A 16,598-nucleotide genomic window follows, 5' to 3' on the forward strand; every position below is an offset into this window, starting at 1 on the left:
AGGGGCCGCAGGGACGACCGGGCGTGCCGGGAGGACCTGGTGTGCCGGGAGGACCAGGTGTGCCGGGGGGACCGGGAGAACCGGGGGTGCCCGGAACGTCCGGATTGCGGCGCTTCCGCGAGCCCGCGGCGGACGGCGTGTCGCGGTGCGAGATGTGCGCCGAGCCGCTGGACGAGCGGCACGGCCACGTAGTGAACGTCGAGACCCGCGCGCTGCTGTGCACCTGCCGGGGCTGCTCCCTGCTGATGCCCAGGGGCGGCGGCCCGGGGGCCCGCTACCGGGGCGTTCCCGAGCGTTACATCTACTTCCCGGCGTTCCGGCTGACCCCGGCGGACTGGGACGAGATGCAGATCCCCGTACGCACCGCCTTCTTCTTCCGCAATTCAGCGCTGGACCGGTTCGTGGCCTTCTACCCGAGCCCGGCGGGGGCCACCGAGTCGCTGCTGCCGCTCGGCGTCTGGGACCGCGTGCTCGACGCCAACCCCGAGGCCGCGCGCCCGCAGCCCGATGTCGAGGCGTACCTGGTGGACCGCCGTCCCGAGGGCTTCGTGTGCCACCTGGTGCCGATCGACGCCTGCTACGAGCTGGTCGGCCTCGTCCGGCTGCACTGGAAGGGGTTCGACGGCGGCCGCGAGGCGTGGGTGGCCATCGACGGCTTCTTCGCGAAACTGCGCGCCCGTTCCGAGGGAGAGGCCAGGGAGGACGACCGTGTCTGAGATCGGGTCCGAGATCGGGTCGGAGACGAGCCCCGAGACGAGTTCCGAGGGCCGATCCGGGGCCCGGCCGGAAATCGGCTTCCGGTGCCTGGGCGTGCGGGCCGACCCGCACGCGGCGTTCCCGACGCTGCGCTTCCGCGTCCGGGTGACCGAGCCCGTGGGCGAGTCCGTGCACGCCATCGCGCTGCACACGCAGATCCGCATCGAGCCGGCGGGCCGCCGCTACGGGGACGGCGAGAGCGCCCTGCTCGCGGACCTGTTCGGGGACCCGTCGCGGTGGGGCGAGACGGTCAGGCCGCTCCGGTTCGCGAACGTCTCGGTCATGGTGCCGAGGTTCACCGGCTCCACCGAGGTCGACCTGCCCGTGCCGTGCAGCTACGACCTGGAGGTCGCGGCCGGCAAGTACTTCGCCTCGCTGGACGACGGCGAGGTGCCCATGCTGCTGCTGTTCAGCGGCACGGTCTTCGCCAGGTCCGGGGAGGGCTTCGCCGTGCGCCAGGTGCCCTGGCACTGCGAGGCCCGCGCGTCGCTGCCCGTGAGCGTGTGGCGCGAGCTGATCGACCGCTACTTCCCCGGCTGCGGCTGGCTGCGGCTGCACCGCGACACGCTGCGGGCGCTGCAACGGTTCAAGTCCGGCCGCGCCCTGGCGACCTGGGACGAGGCCGTCGAGGCTCTGCTGGAGGAGGCACGCGGATGACCGTCGCCATGGACACCGCCCGCCGGGTCGCCGACGCCGTCCTGTACGAGGGGTACCTGCTGTATCCCTATCGCGCCTCGGCGGCCAAGAACCGGGTGCGCTGGCAGTTCGGGGTGCTCGTCCCGCCCGCGTACGTCGAGACGGCCGAGCCGTCGGCGAGCGTGACCGAGTGCCTGGTCGAGGGCGCGTCGAACGCGCTCGTGCGGGTGCGCCTGCGGTTCCTGCACGTCAAGGAGCGCAGGGTCGAGCGCGCGGAGGGGGACGGTTTCGTGCCGGTGCCCCGCCTGGAGGCGGACGGCAGGACGTACCTGACCTTCGACGAGGCCACCGAGCGTGAGATGGAGGCCGTGCTCGCCATGCCGGCGCTGCTCGGCGTGGAGCGCACGGTGGCGGTTCCCGTCCCCGGGGACCGCGCCGAGGAGCCCCTCCCGTCCGGGAAAGGGAAGGGGAGAGGGAACGGGAACGGGTCTGGCCCGGTGGGACGGGTGGTCACCGAGCACCGGCCGCTGCGGGCCGTGCTGCGGGTGACCGCCGAGAGCGGCGCCGGCCCGTACGGCCTGACACGGCTGCGCGTCCGGCTGGAGAACGCCACCGCGTGGACGCCCGGCGAGGACGGCACACGCGACCGGGCGCTGCGGCACTCCCTGGTCGCGGCGCACCTGCTGATCGGCGTCACCGCCGGCAGGTTCGTCTCGCTGTCGGACCCGCCGGAGTGGGCGCGGACCGCCGCGAGCGGCTGCGTCAACGAGCACACCTGGCCCGTGCTGGTGGGCGAGCCGGGGCACCGCGACGTGGTGCTGTCCTCGCCGATCATCCTGTACGACCACCCGCGCGTCGCCCCGGAGAGCCCCGGCGACCTGTTCGACGCGACGGAGATCGACGAGATGCTCCACCTGCGCACCCGGACGCTGACCGAGGAGGAGAAGCGTGAGGCGCGGGCGACCGATCCCCGGGCGGCGGAGATCATCCGGATGGCGGGGGAGCTGCCGCCCGAGCTGATGGAGCGGCTGCACGGTGCGATCCGGCACGTGGGCGAGCCCGCGCGGCGGGAGCCGGTGCCCTGGTGGGACCCGGCGTCGGAGGCCGAGGTGTCGCCCGGCTCCGACAGCGTGACCGTCGCCGGGGTCGAGATCGCCAAGGGCAGCCGCGTCCGGCTGGCCCCCGGCAGGCGGCGGGCCGACGCCCACGACATGTTCCTGGCGGGCAGGACCGCCCGCGTGGAGGCCGTGCTGCTCGACGTCGAGGGCGCGCGCCACCTGGCGGTCACGCTGGAGGAGGACCTCGGGGCCGACCTGCACCGGTCCCACGGCCGCTACCTCTACTTCGCGCCGGACGAGGTGGAGCCGGTCGAGCCGGTGGGGCCGGACGGGGAGGTGGGCGCGTGAGCGTCCTGGTGGCGGGGGTGGGGAACGTCTTCCTCGGGGACGACGGCTTCGGCGTGGCGGTCGCGCGCCGCCTGGCCGAGGCGGTCCTGCCGGACGGGGTCGTGGTGGGCGATTTCGGCATCCGCGGCGTCCACCTCGCCTACGAGCTCACCGGCGGCGCCTACGACGGCGCGATCCTGGTGGACGCGGTCTCCCGGGGCGGCCCGCCGGGGACGTTGTACGTCCTGCGGCCGGAGCCGGGGGAGGCCCCGCCGGTCTTCGCGGACGCCCACGACATGACCCCGGACGCGGTGCTGGCGCTGACCGGCGCGTTGGGCGGCGGTCCCGGCCGGGTGCTGGTCCTCGGGTGCGAGCCCGCCGACCTCTCGCCCGGCATGGACCTGAGCCCGCCCGTCGCCGAGGCGGTGGACGCGGCCGTGGACCTGGTGCTGGACCTGGTCCGGGAACAGATGGGCCCGGAGCCGCGGGGCGCCGGGCGGAAGGAGAACGATCATGATCAAGCGTTTGGTGATGCTCTCGGCGCTGGTGGCGGCGGGCGTCCTCGTCTACCAGTCGATTCCGGACATCAAGCGGTACATGCAGATCAGGAGCATGTGACCGGCCTGGCGTGCGGTGTCCAAGCAAGCCCAGTCGTCCAAGTGACTCAGAGAAACCCAGAGAAGTGAGGTGACGTGACCGTGCACGAATTCGGGATCGCCGAGTCGATCCTCGCCGCGGTGGAGGGCCGCGCGGACGGCCGCAGGATACGCCGGGCCCGCGTCCAGGTAGGCGCCCTGCTGCATGTCGCCGAGCCGTCGCTCAACGACGCGTTCTCGCTGGTCGCCGAGGGGACGGTCGCCGAAGGCGCCCACCTGGACCTGGTGACCGTTCCCGTCCGGCTCACCTGCCGGGCCTGCGGGGACGTCTCCACCTCGGTGGACCCGTACGCGGTGTGCCCGCGCTGCGGGGATTCCGATGTCGACTGCGAGGGCGGCGACGATCTCGTCCTCGAATCCATCCAGCTCGCGGAGGCCACCCATGTGCCTGGGAATTCCCGGGGAGATCGTGGAGATTCTGAAGGATCGTCCTGATCTGGCGAAGGTCGACGTGAGCGGCGTCCGCCGCGCCATCAACATCGGCCTGCTGGAGGGGGAGTCCCTCGTCCCGGGGGACTGGATCCTGATCCACGTGGGCTTCGCCCTGTCCAAGATCGACGAGGCCGAGGCCAAGTCGGCGATGGACTTCCTCACCAGCATCGGCCAGGCGTACGAGGACGAGATGGCCGCGCTCCGCGAGTCCATGATCGAAGAGGGGTGACACCCGGTGCGCTACGTCGACGAGTACCGCGACGCCGCCAAGGCCAGGGCGCTCGCGGCCCGGATCGCCGCGCTGTGCGAGCCGGGCCGCGCCTACAAGTTCATGGAGGTCTGCGGCGGCCACACCCACACGATCTACAAGCACGGCCTGGAGGACCACCTGCCCGCGGCGGTGACGCTGGTGCACGGGCCGGGCTGCCCGGTGTGCGTGATCCCGATGGGCCGGGTGGACGACGCGATCCACATCGCCGAGCAGCCGGACGTCATCATGACGACCTTCGGCGACATGATGCGCGTGCCCGGCGGCAGGGGCTCGTTCCTGGACGCGACGGCCCGCGGCGCGGACATCCGCATGGTCTACTCGCCCCTGGACGCGCTCAAGATCGCCCGGGAGAACCCGGGCAAGCGGGTCGTCTTCCTGGCGATCGGCTTCGAGACCACGGCTCCGTCCACGGCGATGACCGTCCTGCGCGCGCGGGCCGAGGGCATCGAGAACTTCTCGGTGTTCTGCAACCACGTGACGATCCTCCCGGCGATCAAGGCGATCCTGGACTCGCCCGACCTGCGGCTGGACGGGTTCATCGGCCCCGGCCACGTCTCGACGGTCATCGGCTGCCTCCCGTACGGCTTCATCGCCAGGGACTACGGAAAACCGCTGGTCGTGGCGGGGTTCGAGCCGCTGGACGTGCTCCAGGCCGTCTACCAGAACCTGATACAGCTCTCCGAGGGCCGCTCCGAGGTCGAGAACCAGTACGCCCGGGTGGTGCCGTGGGAGGGCAACCTCAAGGCGCTGGCCGTGATCGACGAGGTGATGGAGCTCCGGCCGACCTTCGAGTGGCGCGGACTCGGGTTCATCTCGGAGTCGGCGCTGCGCGTGCGCGAGCGGTACGCCGCCTTCGACGCCGAGGAACTGTTCCGCATCCCGGGCGGGCGGGTGGCCGACCCGCAGGCGTGCCAGTGCGGCGAGGTGCTGAAGGGCGTGCTCAAGCCGTGGGAGTGCAAGGTGTTCGGCACGGCCTGCACCCCGGAGACGCCGATCGGCACCTGCATGGTGTCCTCGGAGGGCGCGTGCGCCGCGTACTACAACTTCGGCAGGTTCTCGCGCGACCGGGTCAGGGAGGCGACCGGGACGTGAGCAGCGATATGTGCCTCTATATGCGCACCGGCATGGGCACCGATATGTGCGCCGGCACGAGCGCGGACGTGAGCGGGCGGAAGGGCGGGGCGCCGTGACCGGCGAGGAACAGGTCCTGGAGCGGATCGAACGGGCGCGCCGCCGCAAGGCCCGCGTACGCGAGGACCTCGTCACGCTGGCGCACGGCGCCGGGGGCAAGGCCACGCGCACGCTGGTCGAGGCGGTGTTCCTGGAGTCGTTCGCCAACCCGCTGCTGGCCCCGCTGGGGGACGGCGCCGTGGCGGACGGGCTGGCCTTCACCACCGACTCCTTCGTCGTGACGCCGCTGTTCTTCCCCGGTGGGGACATCGGGGACCTGGCGGTCAACGGCACCGTCAATGACCTGGCGATGTGCGGGGCGAACCCGTCGTACCTGTCGGCCGCGTTCATCCTGGAGGAGGGCTTCCCCATGGACGACCTGCGCCGCATCACCGCCTCGATGGCGGCGGCGGCGCGGGCGGCGGGCGTGCCGATCGCGACCGGTGACACCAAGGTCGTGCAGAAGGGCAAGGCGGACGGCTGCTACATCACCACCGCGGGGGTGGGGACCGTCGATCCGTCGATCCAGCTGCGCGCGTCGGCCGCGCGGCCGGGGGACGCGGTGATCGTGTCGGGCCCGATCGGCGAGCACGGCGTGACGGTCATGCTCGCCCGGGGCGAGCTGGACATCGAGGCCGAGGTCACCTCCGACACCGCGCCGCTCGCCGGGCTGACCGCCTGCCTGCTGGACGCGTGCGGGCCGGGCGCGGTGCGCTGCCTGCGGGACCCCACGCGCGGCGGGGTGGCGACCGTGCTCAACGAGATCGCCGGCGCCTCGGAGACGGCGGTGGTCCTGGAGGAGGACGCGATCCCGGTGCGGGCCGCGGTGCGCGGGGCGTGCGAGCTGCTCGGCATCGACCCGATGTACGTCGCCTGCGAGGGGCGCATGATCGCCGTCGTGGAGCCGGGGGCCGCGCCCGCCGCGCTGGCCGCGCTGCGCGCGCACCCGCTCGGCGCGGGGGCGGCGGTCATCGGGCGCGTCGCCGAGGACCCGCCGGGGCTGGTGCTGCTCAGGACCGGCTTCGGCGGCACGCGGATCGTCGACGTGCTGGTGGGCGACCCGCTGCCGCGCATCTGCTGAGGTCACCCGGGGTAGGTGACAAATGGGATTAATGACCCGATCCGGGGGTGAGATCATCATGACCACGCCATTCGGTACCGGCGCCGGCCGCGTCGACCTCGGCAAGCTGCGCGAGCGGGTGCACCGCCAGGTCGTCATGGCGGGCAACCGCGCGTTCGAGAGCCCGCCGCGCGGCGACAAGCGCCCCCCGCGCGTGGTGAGCGAGCAGGAGCGGCACGGCGTGCCCTCGACCGACACCGAGGCCAACCCGCCGCTCGGCGTCGGCCCGAGCACGAGCGCTCGCGCTGAGAAGATCGCCCAGCGCGAGCGCGAGGTGGGCCGCAGGAAGGGCGGGACCGAGGGACCGGCCGCGCGTCCCTACGGCTACTCGCGCCCGGAGCACGGCACGGGCGTCGGCGTCCAGGACACCGCCGACGAGGAGAGCCCGTACATGCCGCCGGGCGACCAGGCGGGCTGACCGCAAGGCTCGTCCGCACGGGCGGCCCGCAAGGACCGACCGCCAGGGGTGTCGCACGCGCTCACCGCACGGGCTCACGGCGGCGTCCCGGTCGGGCGGGCAGGCCCGGTGGGCGGGTACGCCTGCCCGTGTGGCGAGGGGGGTGATCCGCGGCGGCGAGGATGGCAGAGTTGAGGCGTGGCGGACGAGGTGCGTATCGGGGTGTTCCTGCTCGCGGCGGCGTTCCCCGGCCGTGACCACGGCGAGGTGCTGACCGCCGCCGTGGATACCGCCGTCGCCGCCGAGCGTGCCGGGTTCGACGACGTGTGGATCGCCGAGCACCACTTCATGTCGTACGGGGTGTGCCCCTCGGCCACGACGCTCGCCGGGTACGTGCTCGGCCGCACCGAGCGCATCGGCGTCGGGACGGCCGTCAGCGTGCTCTCGTCCCGGCACCCGATCGCGCTCGCCGAGGAGGCCGCACTCCTGGACCGGGTGTCGGGGGGCCGCTTCCGCCTCGGGGTCGGGCGCGGCGGCCCGTGGGTCGACCTGGAGGTCTTCGGCACCGGTCTGGACCGCTTCGAGAACGGCTTCACCGAGAGCCTGGACCTGCTGGTCGCCGCCCTCACCCGTCCCACGGTCTCGGCGGACGGGGCCGTCTTCCGCTTCCGCGAGGTGGAGATGGTGCCCCGGCCCGGCGGGCCGCTGCTTCCCGTGGTCGCCGCCACCTCGGCCTCGACGGCGCGGCTCGCCGCGTCCCGCGGGCTGCCGCTGCTGCTCGGCATGCACGTCGGCGACGAGGAGAAGGCCGCCCTGGTGGAGGACTACGCGCGTGCGGCCACCACGAGCGGGCGCGACCCGTCCGGCGCCGTCACCACCGATGGATCCGGCGGCGCCCGCGGTGTCGCCGGCGCTGTCGGTATCCGAGGTTTAGCCGATGTTGCCGGTGTGACCGTGGGCGATGTGGGCGGCGCGGGCAAGGTAGGCGGCGGCGGGCATGTGGCGGCGGGGGTCGCGTATGTCGCGGACAGCACCGGCGAGGCCGTGGCGGCCATGCGGGAGTCGCTGCCCCGCTGGCTCGCGCCCGGCCTCGCCGGGTACCGTCCCGTGGACGACCGGCCGTACCGCCCGAGGGACGCCGCCGAGTACGCCGAGTTGCTGTGCCGCCTGCACCCCGTCGGCTCGCCGGCGCACTGCGCGGACACGATGATCACCACGATCCGGCGTACGGGTGTCCGGCACCTGATCCTCCTGGTGGAGGGCGCGGGCGACCCCGCGCGCACCCGCGAGAACGTCGCGCGGCTCGGCGCGGAGGTGCTGCCGGTCGTACGCGAGGCATTCCGACTTTTTCCGCATAACTCGCGATAACCGTTATTTCACAATAAGTCGGATGACGGGTAAGGCCGGCCCCAATACCATTGGCCTCTCTTGATCGGATGAATCAACGGGAGTGTCCGTGCCCTGCCCCCAGTGCGGATTCGCGCTGCCCTCCGACGCGCGACGGTGCCCCACCTGCGGCAGGCCCGCCGGCGACCACGCGGTCCCTGCCGCCCGCCCGGACCGTTCCGCGCGCCCCCTCCAGGGCCTCACGGTCGCGGTGGCCGTGACCCTGTCGGCCTGGTGCGCGGTCGAGCTGTTCTCGGCCGCCGTGAGCCTGACGCGCGTGTTCCTGATCAACTCCCTGCTGGACGGGGAGGAGCCGTCCCAGGACGCGCTGGACGTCAACGACGGCCTCTACGCCCTCAGCGGGCTGATGCAGCTCTGCGCGCTGCTCGCCTGCGCCGTCGTGTTCGTCGTGTGGCTGTTCCGCGCCCGGGCCAACGCCGAGGCCCTGAGCCCGCTCATGCATCGTCACGGCAGGCCGTGGTTCGTCTTCGGCTGGATCCTCCCGATCGCCAACTTCTTCATACCGAAGCGGTTCGTCGACGACATCTGGCTGGCCTCCCGGCCCGGCACGCCCGCGACCGACTGGCGGGGACAGCGCCACCCCGGCCTGGTCCGCCTGTGGTGGGCCTTCTACCTCCTGTACTTCTACGCCCCCCAACTGGCCGAACGCGCGCTCGGGCTCCGGTCCGACGATCCCGGCGTCATGCGGACGATCGCCCTCGTGGAGGTCGCCGCGGCGCCGTTCGGCGTCGCCGCGGCCGTCCTGGCCATCGCGACCGTCCGGCGGATCACCGCCTTCCAGGAACTTCGCCGCACGGCGCCCGTCGCCGAGGCGCGGCTTGCCCCATGATTGGGTGCCGGAACGTACGGCATCGGACGGCCGCCCCGGGCGGCCGAAGGGGAAGGCGGTTCGTATGCGGGTGGTCATCGCGGGCGGACACGGCAAGATCGCCCTTCGCCTGGAGCGGTTGCTCGCGGCGCGCGGGGACGAACCGGTCGGCCTGATCAGGAACCCGGCGCAGGAGGCCGACCTGCGCGAGGCGGGGGCGCGGGCCGTGGTGTGCGACCTGGAGGGCGCGGGGGTCGAGGAGGTCGCCTCCCACCTGCGGGGCGCGGGCGCGGTCGTGTTCGCCGCGGGCGCCGGTCCCGGCAGCGGCGCCGCGCGCAAGGACACCGTCGACCGCGCGGCCTCCGTCCTGCTGGCGGACGCGGCCGAGCGGGCGGGCGTGGCGCGGTTCGTGCAGATCTCGGCGATCGGCGCGGGCACGCCTCCGAGCGCGGGCGCGGACGACGTCTGGGCGGCGTACATCCGGGCCAAGGGCGACGCCGAGGACGACCTGCGGGCGCGCGACCTGGAGTGGACGATCCTGCGTCCCGGCGGCCTGACCGACGCCCCCGGCACCGGCCGCGTCAGCCTCGCCGAGGGCGGGACGCTGCGCGGCGGGATGGTCACCCGGGACGACGTCGCGGCCGTCGTCGCCGGGCTGCTGGACACGCCCGGGACCTCCGGCCGGACGTTGGACCTGGTCCAGGGCGAGGTGCCGGTGGAGGAGGCGGTCCGGGCCGCCGCCTCCTGAGACGTTCGCCACGGCCGGGCGCGGGGGCTTGTCGCGGGCGGAAACCGAATGCGATTCTGACCGCATGAACCGTGTGACGACCAACGGCATCGAGCTGGTCTACGACACCTTCGGCACCCCCGGCGCACGCCCGTTGCTCCTGATCACGGGACTGGGCTGCCAGATGATCTTCACGGACGAGGATCTCTGCGCCATGTTCGCCGGCAGCGGGCACCACGTCGTCCGCTACGACAACCGGGACGTGGGGCTGGCCACCCACCTGCACGACGCGGGCGTCCCCGACTTCACCCCCGCGCTCACCGGCGGCGCCGTCACCGCGCCGTACCTGCTGGAGGACATGGCCGACGACGCGGCGGGGCTGCTCGACGCGCTCGGCTGGGACAGCGCCCACGTGTTCGGCGTGTCGATGGGCGGCATGATCGCCCAGGCCTTCGCCATCAGGTACCCGGAACGGACGCGCAGCCTCACGTCCGTGATGTCCACGCCGTCCTTCACCATCGGGACCCCGACGGACGAGGCGCTCGCCGCGCTGCTGTCGGGGTCGTCCCCCGACCGGGAGTCCGTGGTGGCCGGTTCGGTGGCTGCCGCGCGGGTGTTCGGCTCGCCCGGCTACCCGCTGGACGAGGAGCGCGTCGCCCGCGTGGCCGGCGAGAGCTTCGACCGTTCCTTCGACCCGGGCGGCTGGGGCCGCCAGTTCGGGGCCATCCTCGCCTCGGGCGATCGCAGCGAGGCGCTGCGCGGGCTGTCCGTCCCCGCCCTGGTGGTCCACGGCGAGGACGACCCGTTGATCCAGGTGGCGGGCGGCATCGCGACGGCCGACGCGATCCCCGGCGCCAAGCTGCTCACCTTCCCGGGGATGGGCCACGACCTGCCGCGCCCGCTGTGGCCGGAGATCGTCGCCGCCGTGACCGAGCTCACCGAACGCGCCGAGGCGCGATAGCGCGGTGCCGCGAACGTCAACCGGGTTCCTCGCCGTAGGGCATCGCCGGCGTCTCCGCGCGCCGGCGCGGCGCCGGACAACAGACACCGTGCCGGCGGGGAAGGCGGAACCGGCGAGGACAGCACCGCCGTACGGTGAAGGTGTGGAGAGGATTCTCGTCAGCGCCTGCCTGGTCGGGCGCCCGGTGCGCTACGACGGCCGCGCCAAGGACGTCGGCGGCGCGCTGCTGGCCCAATGGCGCGACGAGGGCCGCCTCGTGCCCTTCTGCCCGGAGATGGAGGGCGGGTTGCCGGTGCCACGGCCGCCCGCCGAGATCGAGGGCGGCGCAGGCGGGGCGGCCGTGCTCGCGGGCTCGGCGCGCGTCCTGACGTTCGCGGGCGCCGACGTCACCCGCAACTTCCTCGCGGGCGCGCACGCCGCGCTGGCCGTGGCGCGGTTGATGGGCATCAGGATCGCCCTGCTGAAGGAGGGCAGCCCCTCGTGCGGCGGCCTGCGCGTCTACGACGGCACGTTCCGCGGGCGGGTCACCCCGGGCGCGGGCGTGACGGCCGCCCTGCTGGAGGCGGGCGGCGTCCGCGTCTTCGGCGAGGACCGCCTGGACGAGGCCGCCGCGTACCTCGCCGAGCTGGAATCGGCGTCCGGACGGCCCTGAGCGGCCCGCGGGGCGGCGCTCAGGGGCTGACGGTGTCGGTGGCCGTGTCGCCGCCGAGGATGGCCTTCTCGTCGGGCTTGAACACCAGCACGGTGTCGATGTACGAGCGCAGGGCGGCGTCCAGCCCGACGTCGCGCCCGGCGGACTCGGACATGAACCAGCGGTGGTCGAGCACCTCGTGGAAGAGCTGCGCCGGCTCCAGCTTGCCGCGCAGCTCGGGCGGGATCGACTTCACCGTCGGCTGGAAGATCTCGGCGAGCCAGCGGTGGGCCACGATCGCCTCGTCCTCGTGGCGCAGGCCCTTGGCCACGCGGAAGGAGTCGAGGTCGTTGAGCAGCCGCCTGGCCTGGTTCTCCTCGACGTCGAGGCCGGTCAGGCGCAGCAGGCGGCGCTGGTGGTGCCCGGCGTCCACGACCTTGGGCCGGACGATCAGCCGGGCCGTCCCCGCCTTGCGGCGGACCATCATCTCGGCGACGTCGAAGCCGAGGGAGTTGAGCCGCCGGATGCGCTGGTCGATGAGGTGCCACTCGACGTCCTCGACGATCTCCTCCTCCATGAGCTCTTTCCACAGCCGGTGGTAGCGGCGGCAGAGCTGCTCGGCGAAGGCGAGCGGGTCGATGGAGGAATGCAGGAAACCTCCCGCCTCCAGGTCGAGCATTTCTCCGTAAATGTTGATATGAGCGACTTCGATGTCGTGATTGCGCTGGCCCTCGCTGAGCATCGGATGCAGTTCCCCGGTCTCGGCGTCCACCAGGTAGGCCGCGAACGCGCCGGCGTCCCGCCGGAACAGCGTGTTGCTCAGCGAGCAGTCGCCCCAGTAGAACCCGGCCAGGTGGAGCCGGACCAGCAGCACGGCCAGCGCGTCGAGCAGGCGGGTCAGCGTGTCCGGGCGCAGCGTGCCGGACAGCATCGCCCGGTAGGGGAGCGAGAACTGCAGGTGGCGGGTGATCAGGGCCGAGTCCAGCGGCTCTCCGGCGGCGTCGCGCCTGCCCGTCACCACGGCCACGGGCTCGACGGCGGGGGCGTCCAGGCGGCTGAGATCCCACAGGAGCTGGTACTCCCGCTTGGCGTACCGCTCGCTGATCTCCTTGATCGCGTAGACCCGCCCGGACAGCCGGGCGAACCGGACGATGTGCCGCGAGATGCCGCGCGGCAGCGTGACCAGGTGGTGCTCGGGCCAGTTTTCCAGCGGGACGTCCCAGGGCAGGCGGATGAGGTCGGGATCGCTCGGGGCGCCCGTCATCTGGAGCGGCAAACCGTGCTCCTCCGTGTCGGGGGTGTGTCGGAGTGCTTTACCAGACGCTAGCCGTTTCCGCCGCGCCGCGCCGGGGCGGTTCACCCGGTGGACACTGTGGTGGACACTGTGGCGGCGTCCGGCCTGCGCGCAGTGTGGTCGTCCGATGACGGACCGCACGATCTCGTGATCTCCCGGAGCTCCGGAGGCAGACCGCCGAGGCCCTGACCGGCCAACTTTCCCGGGCTGGTCTAGACCAGGTCATGAGGGTGTCGATTTGGCCTCAATTTGTGGCATCATCGGGCGGTGACCTGTGCTGTTGCTAGGTTTCATACGAGTTTCACCGGGCGTCGGACACCGCGATCGGTCGCGGGTCGAGTGCTGGTCGGCTACAGCTCGATCACGGGTTGGCCCATACCACTTGACGCTGTACGGGGATGGACGTACGTTCCTCAAACGTTTAGGAAACTTTCCTAATTGATTGCCCCATTCCTGGAGGGTTGCATGACCAACTCCGCAGGCTCCCCCAAAGACATCACCCGGCGGCAGATGCTCCGCCGTATCGGCCTGACCGCCCTCGTCGCCGGACCGGCGGGAAGCATGCTCAGTGCGTGCGCCACCGGCGGCGGCGGCTCGGACGCCACCCCCACCGCCGCGTCGAGCGCCGCCGCGACCTCCGCGGCCAACCCGTTCGGCGTGAAGGCGGACGCCGCGCTCGAGGTCGTCATCTTCAAGGGCGGCCTCGGCGACAGCTACGCCACCGACGTGCACGAGCCGCTGTACAAGAAGGAGTTCCCCGGCGCGACCGTCAAGCACGTCGCGACCCAGCAGATCGCGCAGACGCTCCAGCCCCGCTTCGCCAGCGGCGACGTGCCGGACTTCATCGCCAACTCCGGTTCCGACCTGATGGACAACGGCGCCCTCCAGACCGAGGGGCAGCTCCTGGACCTCACCGCCCTGTTCGAGGCCCCGTCGATCGACGACCCGAGCAAGAAGATCAAGGACACCCTGATCCCGGGCACGGTCGAGTCCGGCCTCATCGCCGGCAAGCCGTACATCCTCAACTATGTGTCCAGCGGCTACGGCCTCTGGTACAACGCCAAGCTCTTCCAGGAGAAGGGCTGGGCCGCGCCGAAGACCTTCGACGAGTTCAAGACCCTCTGCGAAACGATCAAGAAGGCCGGCCTCACGCCGTACGCCTACGCTGGCAAGAACGCGTCGTACTACCAGTACTGGATGATCCTCATCACGGCCGCCAAGGTCGAGGGCAACCAGGTCCTGCTGGACATCGACAATCTGGCCGACGGCGCCTGGACCAAGGACTCCGTGAAGCAGTCCGCCGCGGCCTGGGCCGAGATCGGCAAGTTCATGGACAAGAGCTACGAGGGCCTCATCCACACCGAGGTCCAGACCAGGCAGAACCAGGACAAGATCGCGTTCTACCCGTCCGGTTCGTGGCTGGAGAACGAGCAGAAGTCCAACACCCCGGCCACGTTCGAGTACGCCGTGACGCCGACCCCGAGCCTCACCTCGGCCGACAAGATGCCGTTCGAGGCCATCCGCTCCGCCGCGGGCGAGCCGTACATCATCCCGGCCAAGGCGAAGAACACCGCCGGCGCGCTGGAGTACGCCCGCATCATGCTCTCCAAGGAGGGGGCCAAGGGCTTCACCGAGAAGTCCGGCAGCCTCACCGTCGTCTCCGGCGCGGCCGAGGGCCTGTCCCTGTCCCCGGGCCTCAAGAGCGTCAACGACGCCCTGACCGCCGCCGGCGCGAACATCGTCACCTACAGCAGCTTCGAGAACTGGTACAAGGAGCTGGAGACCGAGCTGCGCAAGCAGACCAACTCCCTGATGTTCGGCCGCATCTCCGCCGACGAGTTCTGCGCCAACATGCAGAAGAAGGCGGACTCCGTCAAGGCCGACAGCTCGATCACCAAGCAGAACCGGACGGTGTAGTCGATCATGCGGCATGGCGACGTCGGGGGCGCCGGGAGGCTGGCCTCGAACAAGATGAGGAAGTACGGGTTCATATTCTCCTTCCTCGTGATCCCGGTGGTCCTCTACGCGATCTTCGTGATCAGCCCGTACGCCCAGGCCTTCTATATCTCGCTCACCAACTGGCGGGGTATCTCGGCGAATCCGCAGTTCGTAGGGCTTGAGAACTTCACGCGCCTGCTGAGCGACGACGTCTTCTGGGCGGCCGTGCGTCACCACGCGCTGCTGCTGATCGCCATGCCGCTGATCACCATCGCGATCGCGCTGTTCTTCTCGTTCCTGCTCAACCTCGGAGGCGGCAGCAAGGGCGGCCGGATGTCCGGCGTCGCCGGCTCGAAGTTCTACCGGGTCGTCTACTTCTTCCCGCAGGTCCTGGCCGTGGCGGTGGTCGGCGTCCTGTTCCAGGCCATCTACCGCCCCGACGCGACCGGCGTGCTGAACGGACTGCTCGGCATCTTCCACATCGGCGAGGTCGGCTGGCTCATCAACACGAACCTCGCCCTGTGGTCGATCATGGGGGTGGTCATCTGGCAGTCCGTCGGCTTCTACGTGGTGCTGTTCTCGGCCGGCATGTCGGCCATCCCGAGCGACGTCTTCGAGGCCGCGGCCCTGGACGGCGCGGGCCGGTTCCGGCTGTTCTTCAGCATCACGCTGCCGCTGATCTGGGACACCATCCAGGTCGGCTGGGTGTACCTGGGCATCGCGGCGTTCGACTGCTTCGCCCTGGTGCAGGTGCTGTCGGTGGACCGCGGCGGTCCCGACAACGCCACGACGGTGCTGCCTTTGGAGATCTGGCGCACGGCGTTCACGTTCTCCAAGTTCGGCTACGCCTCGGCGATGGGCGTGGCCCTGTTCTTCCTGACCATCACGTTCGCGGCACTGAGCCTGCGTGTGACGCGGCGCGAGAGGATCGAGCTCTGAGATGGTGACCCAAACCGACGCGTACCGGGTGGCCGGCGCGCCCCGTGCCGCCGCCCGGCGCAGGCAGAAGAAGAACAACATCGGGGTCTTCGGCGCGTTGTCCCACGTCGCGCTGATCGTGTGGACGATCCTGGTCGTCGGCCCGATCCTGTGGACGTTCCTGGCGTCCTTCAAGACCAACCCCGAGATCGTGGGCGACGCGCCGCTCGCGCTGCCGAACAGCTTCAGCTGGGCCTCGTGGGGACGCGCCTGGGAGAAGGCGCACATCGGCCGGTACATGCTGAACACCGTTCTGGTGGTCGGCGTCAGCACGTTCTTCACGATGCTGTTCGGCTCGATGGCCGCGTACGTGCTGGCGCGGTTCCGGTTCCCCGGCAACCGGCTGATCTACTACTTGTTCGTGTCGGGCCTCTCCTTCCCGGTGTTCCTGGCGCTGGTTCCGCTGTTCTTCGTCGTGCGCAACCTGGGCCTGATCGACACCCACACGGGTGTGATCCTCGTCTACATCGCCTACTCGCTGCCGTTCACGGTGTTCTTCCTGACGGCGTTCTTCAAGACGCTGCCGCAGTCGGTCGCCGAGGCCGCGATGATGGACGGGTCCTCGCACACGCGGACGTTCTTCCAGATCATGGTGCCGATGGCCAGGCCCGGCCTCATCAGCATCACGATCTTCAACATCCTCGGCCAGTGGAACCAGTACCTGCTGCCCATCGTCCTGCTGTCGGGCAGCGTCGAGGACAAGTGGCTGATCACGCAGGGCATCGCGAACATCAACACCAACGCGGGCTACGAGGCCGACTGGCCGGGGCTGTTCGCCGCGCTCAGCATGGCGATCCTGCCGATGCTGATCGTGTACATCGTCTTCCAGCGGCAGATCCAGTCCGGGCTCACCGCGGGAGCGGTCAAGTAACGGTCCGGGTAGGGGGCTTCTGAGCGGCCCGTTTCACCATCTGTAGGATATTTCGCCCAGATTTTTCCTACAGATGGTGGAAGATCTCCGTCTGCGGCGTCTGTAGCGTCCTCCGCTGAATGCCGCGCCCAGACGGAGGGTGATGCCGTGACCATGTCGC

18 protein-coding genes are annotated in these 16,598 nt (G+C 71.3%); 17 read left to right on the forward strand and 1 reads right to left on the reverse strand.

Translation table 11 applies throughout. The features are described from left to right. Positions 1–86 precede the first annotated feature (86 nt). From DQ384_RS26795 to DQ384_RS26860, 14 genes are all read left to right on the forward strand, one after another. Positions 87–716, forward strand: coding sequence for a DUF5947 family protein (locus DQ384_RS26795; RefSeq protein WP_245966794.1), 630 nt, complete (start codon positions 87–89; stop codon positions 714–716). Next, on the forward strand, positions 709–1,413 hold the full coding sequence (locus tag DQ384_RS26800; RefSeq protein ID WP_245966795.1) for a DUF6084 family protein: 705 nt from the start codon (positions 709–711) through the stop codon (positions 1,411–1,413). The genes DQ384_RS26795 and DQ384_RS26800 overlap by 8 nt, the downstream gene beginning before the upstream one ends. Continuing rightward, on the forward strand, positions 1,410–2,798 hold the full coding sequence (locus DQ384_RS26805) for a hypothetical protein (protein ID WP_114031662.1): 1,389 nt from the start codon (positions 1,410–1,412) through the stop codon (positions 2,796–2,798). The genes DQ384_RS26800 and DQ384_RS26805 overlap by 4 nt, the downstream gene beginning before the upstream one ends. Then, positions 2,795–3,463 (forward strand): hydrogenase maturation protease, encoded by a 669-nt coding sequence (locus tag DQ384_RS26810; protein ID WP_220183143.1) that lies wholly within the window; start codon positions 2,795–2,797, stop codon positions 3,461–3,463. Before DQ384_RS26805 ends, DQ384_RS26810 begins: the two co-directional genes overlap by 4 nt. Positions 3,464–3,469: 6 nt before the next feature. Beyond that, entirely contained in the window at positions 3,470–3,868 is a 399-nt protein-coding gene (locus DQ384_RS26815; protein ID WP_245966796.1) for a hydrogenase maturation nickel metallochaperone HypA/HybF, read from the forward strand. Continuing rightward, positions 3,843–4,094 carry a HypC/HybG/HupF family hydrogenase formation chaperone gene (locus DQ384_RS26820; RefSeq protein ID WP_245966797.1) on the forward strand — a complete coding sequence of 84 codons (252 nt, stop codon included), beginning with the start codon at positions 3,843–3,845 and terminating at the stop codon, positions 4,092–4,094. The genes DQ384_RS26815 and DQ384_RS26820 overlap by 26 nt, the downstream gene beginning before the upstream one ends. 6 nt (positions 4,095–4,100) lie before the next feature. Continuing rightward, the gene (hypD, locus tag DQ384_RS26825) at positions 4,101–5,228 is read left to right on the forward strand and encodes a hydrogenase formation protein HypD (RefSeq protein ID WP_114031664.1); all 1,128 of its coding nucleotides are present in this window, start codon (positions 4,101–4,103) and stop codon (positions 5,226–5,228) included. Positions 5,229–5,322: 94 nt separating this feature from the next. Then, the gene (gene hypE, locus DQ384_RS26830; RefSeq protein ID WP_114031665.1) at positions 5,323–6,387 is read left to right on the forward strand and encodes a hydrogenase expression/formation protein HypE; all 1,065 of its coding nucleotides are present in this window, start codon (positions 5,323–5,325) and stop codon (positions 6,385–6,387) included. A gap of 58 nt (positions 6,388–6,445) precedes the next feature. Continuing rightward, positions 6,446–6,844, forward strand: a complete 399-nt coding sequence (locus DQ384_RS26835) for a hypothetical protein (RefSeq protein WP_147268906.1) — start codon at positions 6,446–6,448, stop codon at positions 6,842–6,844. A gap of 177 nt (positions 6,845–7,021) precedes the next feature. Then, entirely contained in the window at positions 7,022–8,191 is a 1,170-nt protein-coding gene (locus DQ384_RS26840; RefSeq protein WP_484378260.1) for an LLM class flavin-dependent oxidoreductase, read from the forward strand. Between the two features lie 88 nt (positions 8,192–8,279). After that, on the forward strand, positions 8,280–9,059 hold the full coding sequence (locus DQ384_RS26845) for a DUF4328 domain-containing protein (RefSeq protein WP_181871432.1): 780 nt from the start codon (positions 8,280–8,282) through the stop codon (positions 9,057–9,059). Between the two features lie 64 nt (positions 9,060–9,123). Beyond that, on the forward strand, positions 9,124–9,786 hold the full coding sequence (locus DQ384_RS26850; RefSeq protein ID WP_114031668.1) for an SDR family oxidoreductase: 663 nt from the start codon (positions 9,124–9,126) through the stop codon (positions 9,784–9,786). 64 nt (positions 9,787–9,850) lie between these two features. Continuing rightward, positions 9,851–10,726 carry an alpha/beta fold hydrolase gene (locus DQ384_RS26855; RefSeq protein ID WP_114031669.1) on the forward strand — a complete coding sequence of 292 codons (876 nt, stop codon included), beginning with the start codon at positions 9,851–9,853 and terminating at the stop codon, positions 10,724–10,726. A gap of 142 nt (positions 10,727–10,868) precedes the next feature. Further along, positions 10,869–11,378, forward strand: coding sequence for a 2-thiouracil desulfurase family protein (locus DQ384_RS26860; protein WP_114031670.1), 510 nt, complete (start codon positions 10,869–10,871; stop codon positions 11,376–11,378). Positions 11,379–11,397: 19 nt separating this feature from the next. Here DQ384_RS26860 and DQ384_RS26865 read toward each other — a convergent pair whose 3' ends face one another. After that, positions 11,398–12,633 (reverse strand): DUF4032 domain-containing protein, encoded by a 1,236-nt coding sequence (locus tag DQ384_RS26865; RefSeq protein WP_220183144.1) that lies wholly within the window; start codon positions 12,631–12,633, stop codon positions 11,398–11,400. 483 nt (positions 12,634–13,116) lie between these two features. Between DQ384_RS26865 and ngcE the strand changes: the two genes are divergently transcribed. From ngcE to DQ384_RS26880, 3 genes are read left to right on the forward strand one after another with little or no spacing between them, the layout of a single operon-like run. Then, positions 13,117–14,568, forward strand: a complete 1,452-nt coding sequence (ngcE, locus tag DQ384_RS26870; RefSeq protein WP_114031671.1) for an N-acetylglucosamine/diacetylchitobiose ABC transporter substrate-binding protein — start codon at positions 13,117–13,119, stop codon at positions 14,566–14,568. 6 nt (positions 14,569–14,574) lie between these two features. Further along, the gene (locus DQ384_RS26875) at positions 14,575–15,528 is read left to right on the forward strand and encodes a carbohydrate ABC transporter permease (protein ID WP_245966798.1); all 954 of its coding nucleotides are present in this window, start codon (positions 14,575–14,577) and stop codon (positions 15,526–15,528) included. 1 nt (position 15,529) lies between these two features. After that, a complete protein-coding gene (locus DQ384_RS26880) occupies positions 15,530–16,438 on the forward strand; it encodes a carbohydrate ABC transporter permease (protein WP_114031672.1) in 909 nt (302 codons plus the stop codon). Positions 16,439–16,598: the final 160 nt, after the last annotated feature.

Origin of the sequence: Sphaerisporangium album (assembly GCF_003323745.1) — a bacterium.
GTDB lineage: Bacteria > Actinomycetota > Actinomycetes > Streptosporangiales > Streptosporangiaceae > Sphaerisporangium > Sphaerisporangium album.

Coding starts and splice junctions, on each gene's coding strand:
- DQ384_RS26850 (WP_114031668.1), top strand. CDS start 9,124: ATGCGGGTGGTCATCGCGGGCGGACACGGCAAGATCGCCCTTCGCCTG.
- DQ384_RS26835 (WP_147268906.1), top strand. CDS start 6,446: ATGACCACGCCATTCGGTACCGGCGCCGGCCGCGTCGACCTCGGCAAG.
- DQ384_RS26855 (WP_114031669.1), top strand. CDS start 9,851: ATGAACCGTGTGACGACCAACGGCATCGAGCTGGTCTACGACACCTTC.
- DQ384_RS26875 (WP_245966798.1), top strand. CDS start 14,575: ATGCGGCATGGCGACGTCGGGGGCGCCGGGAGGCTGGCCTCGAACAAG.
- DQ384_RS26805 (WP_114031662.1), top strand. CDS start 1,410: ATGACCGTCGCCATGGACACCGCCCGCCGGGTCGCCGACGCCGTCCTG.
- DQ384_RS26880 (WP_114031672.1), top strand. CDS start 15,530: ATGGTGACCCAAACCGACGCGTACCGGGTGGCCGGCGCGCCCCGTGCC.
- ngcE (WP_114031671.1), top strand. CDS start 13,117: ATGACCAACTCCGCAGGCTCCCCCAAAGACATCACCCGGCGGCAGATG.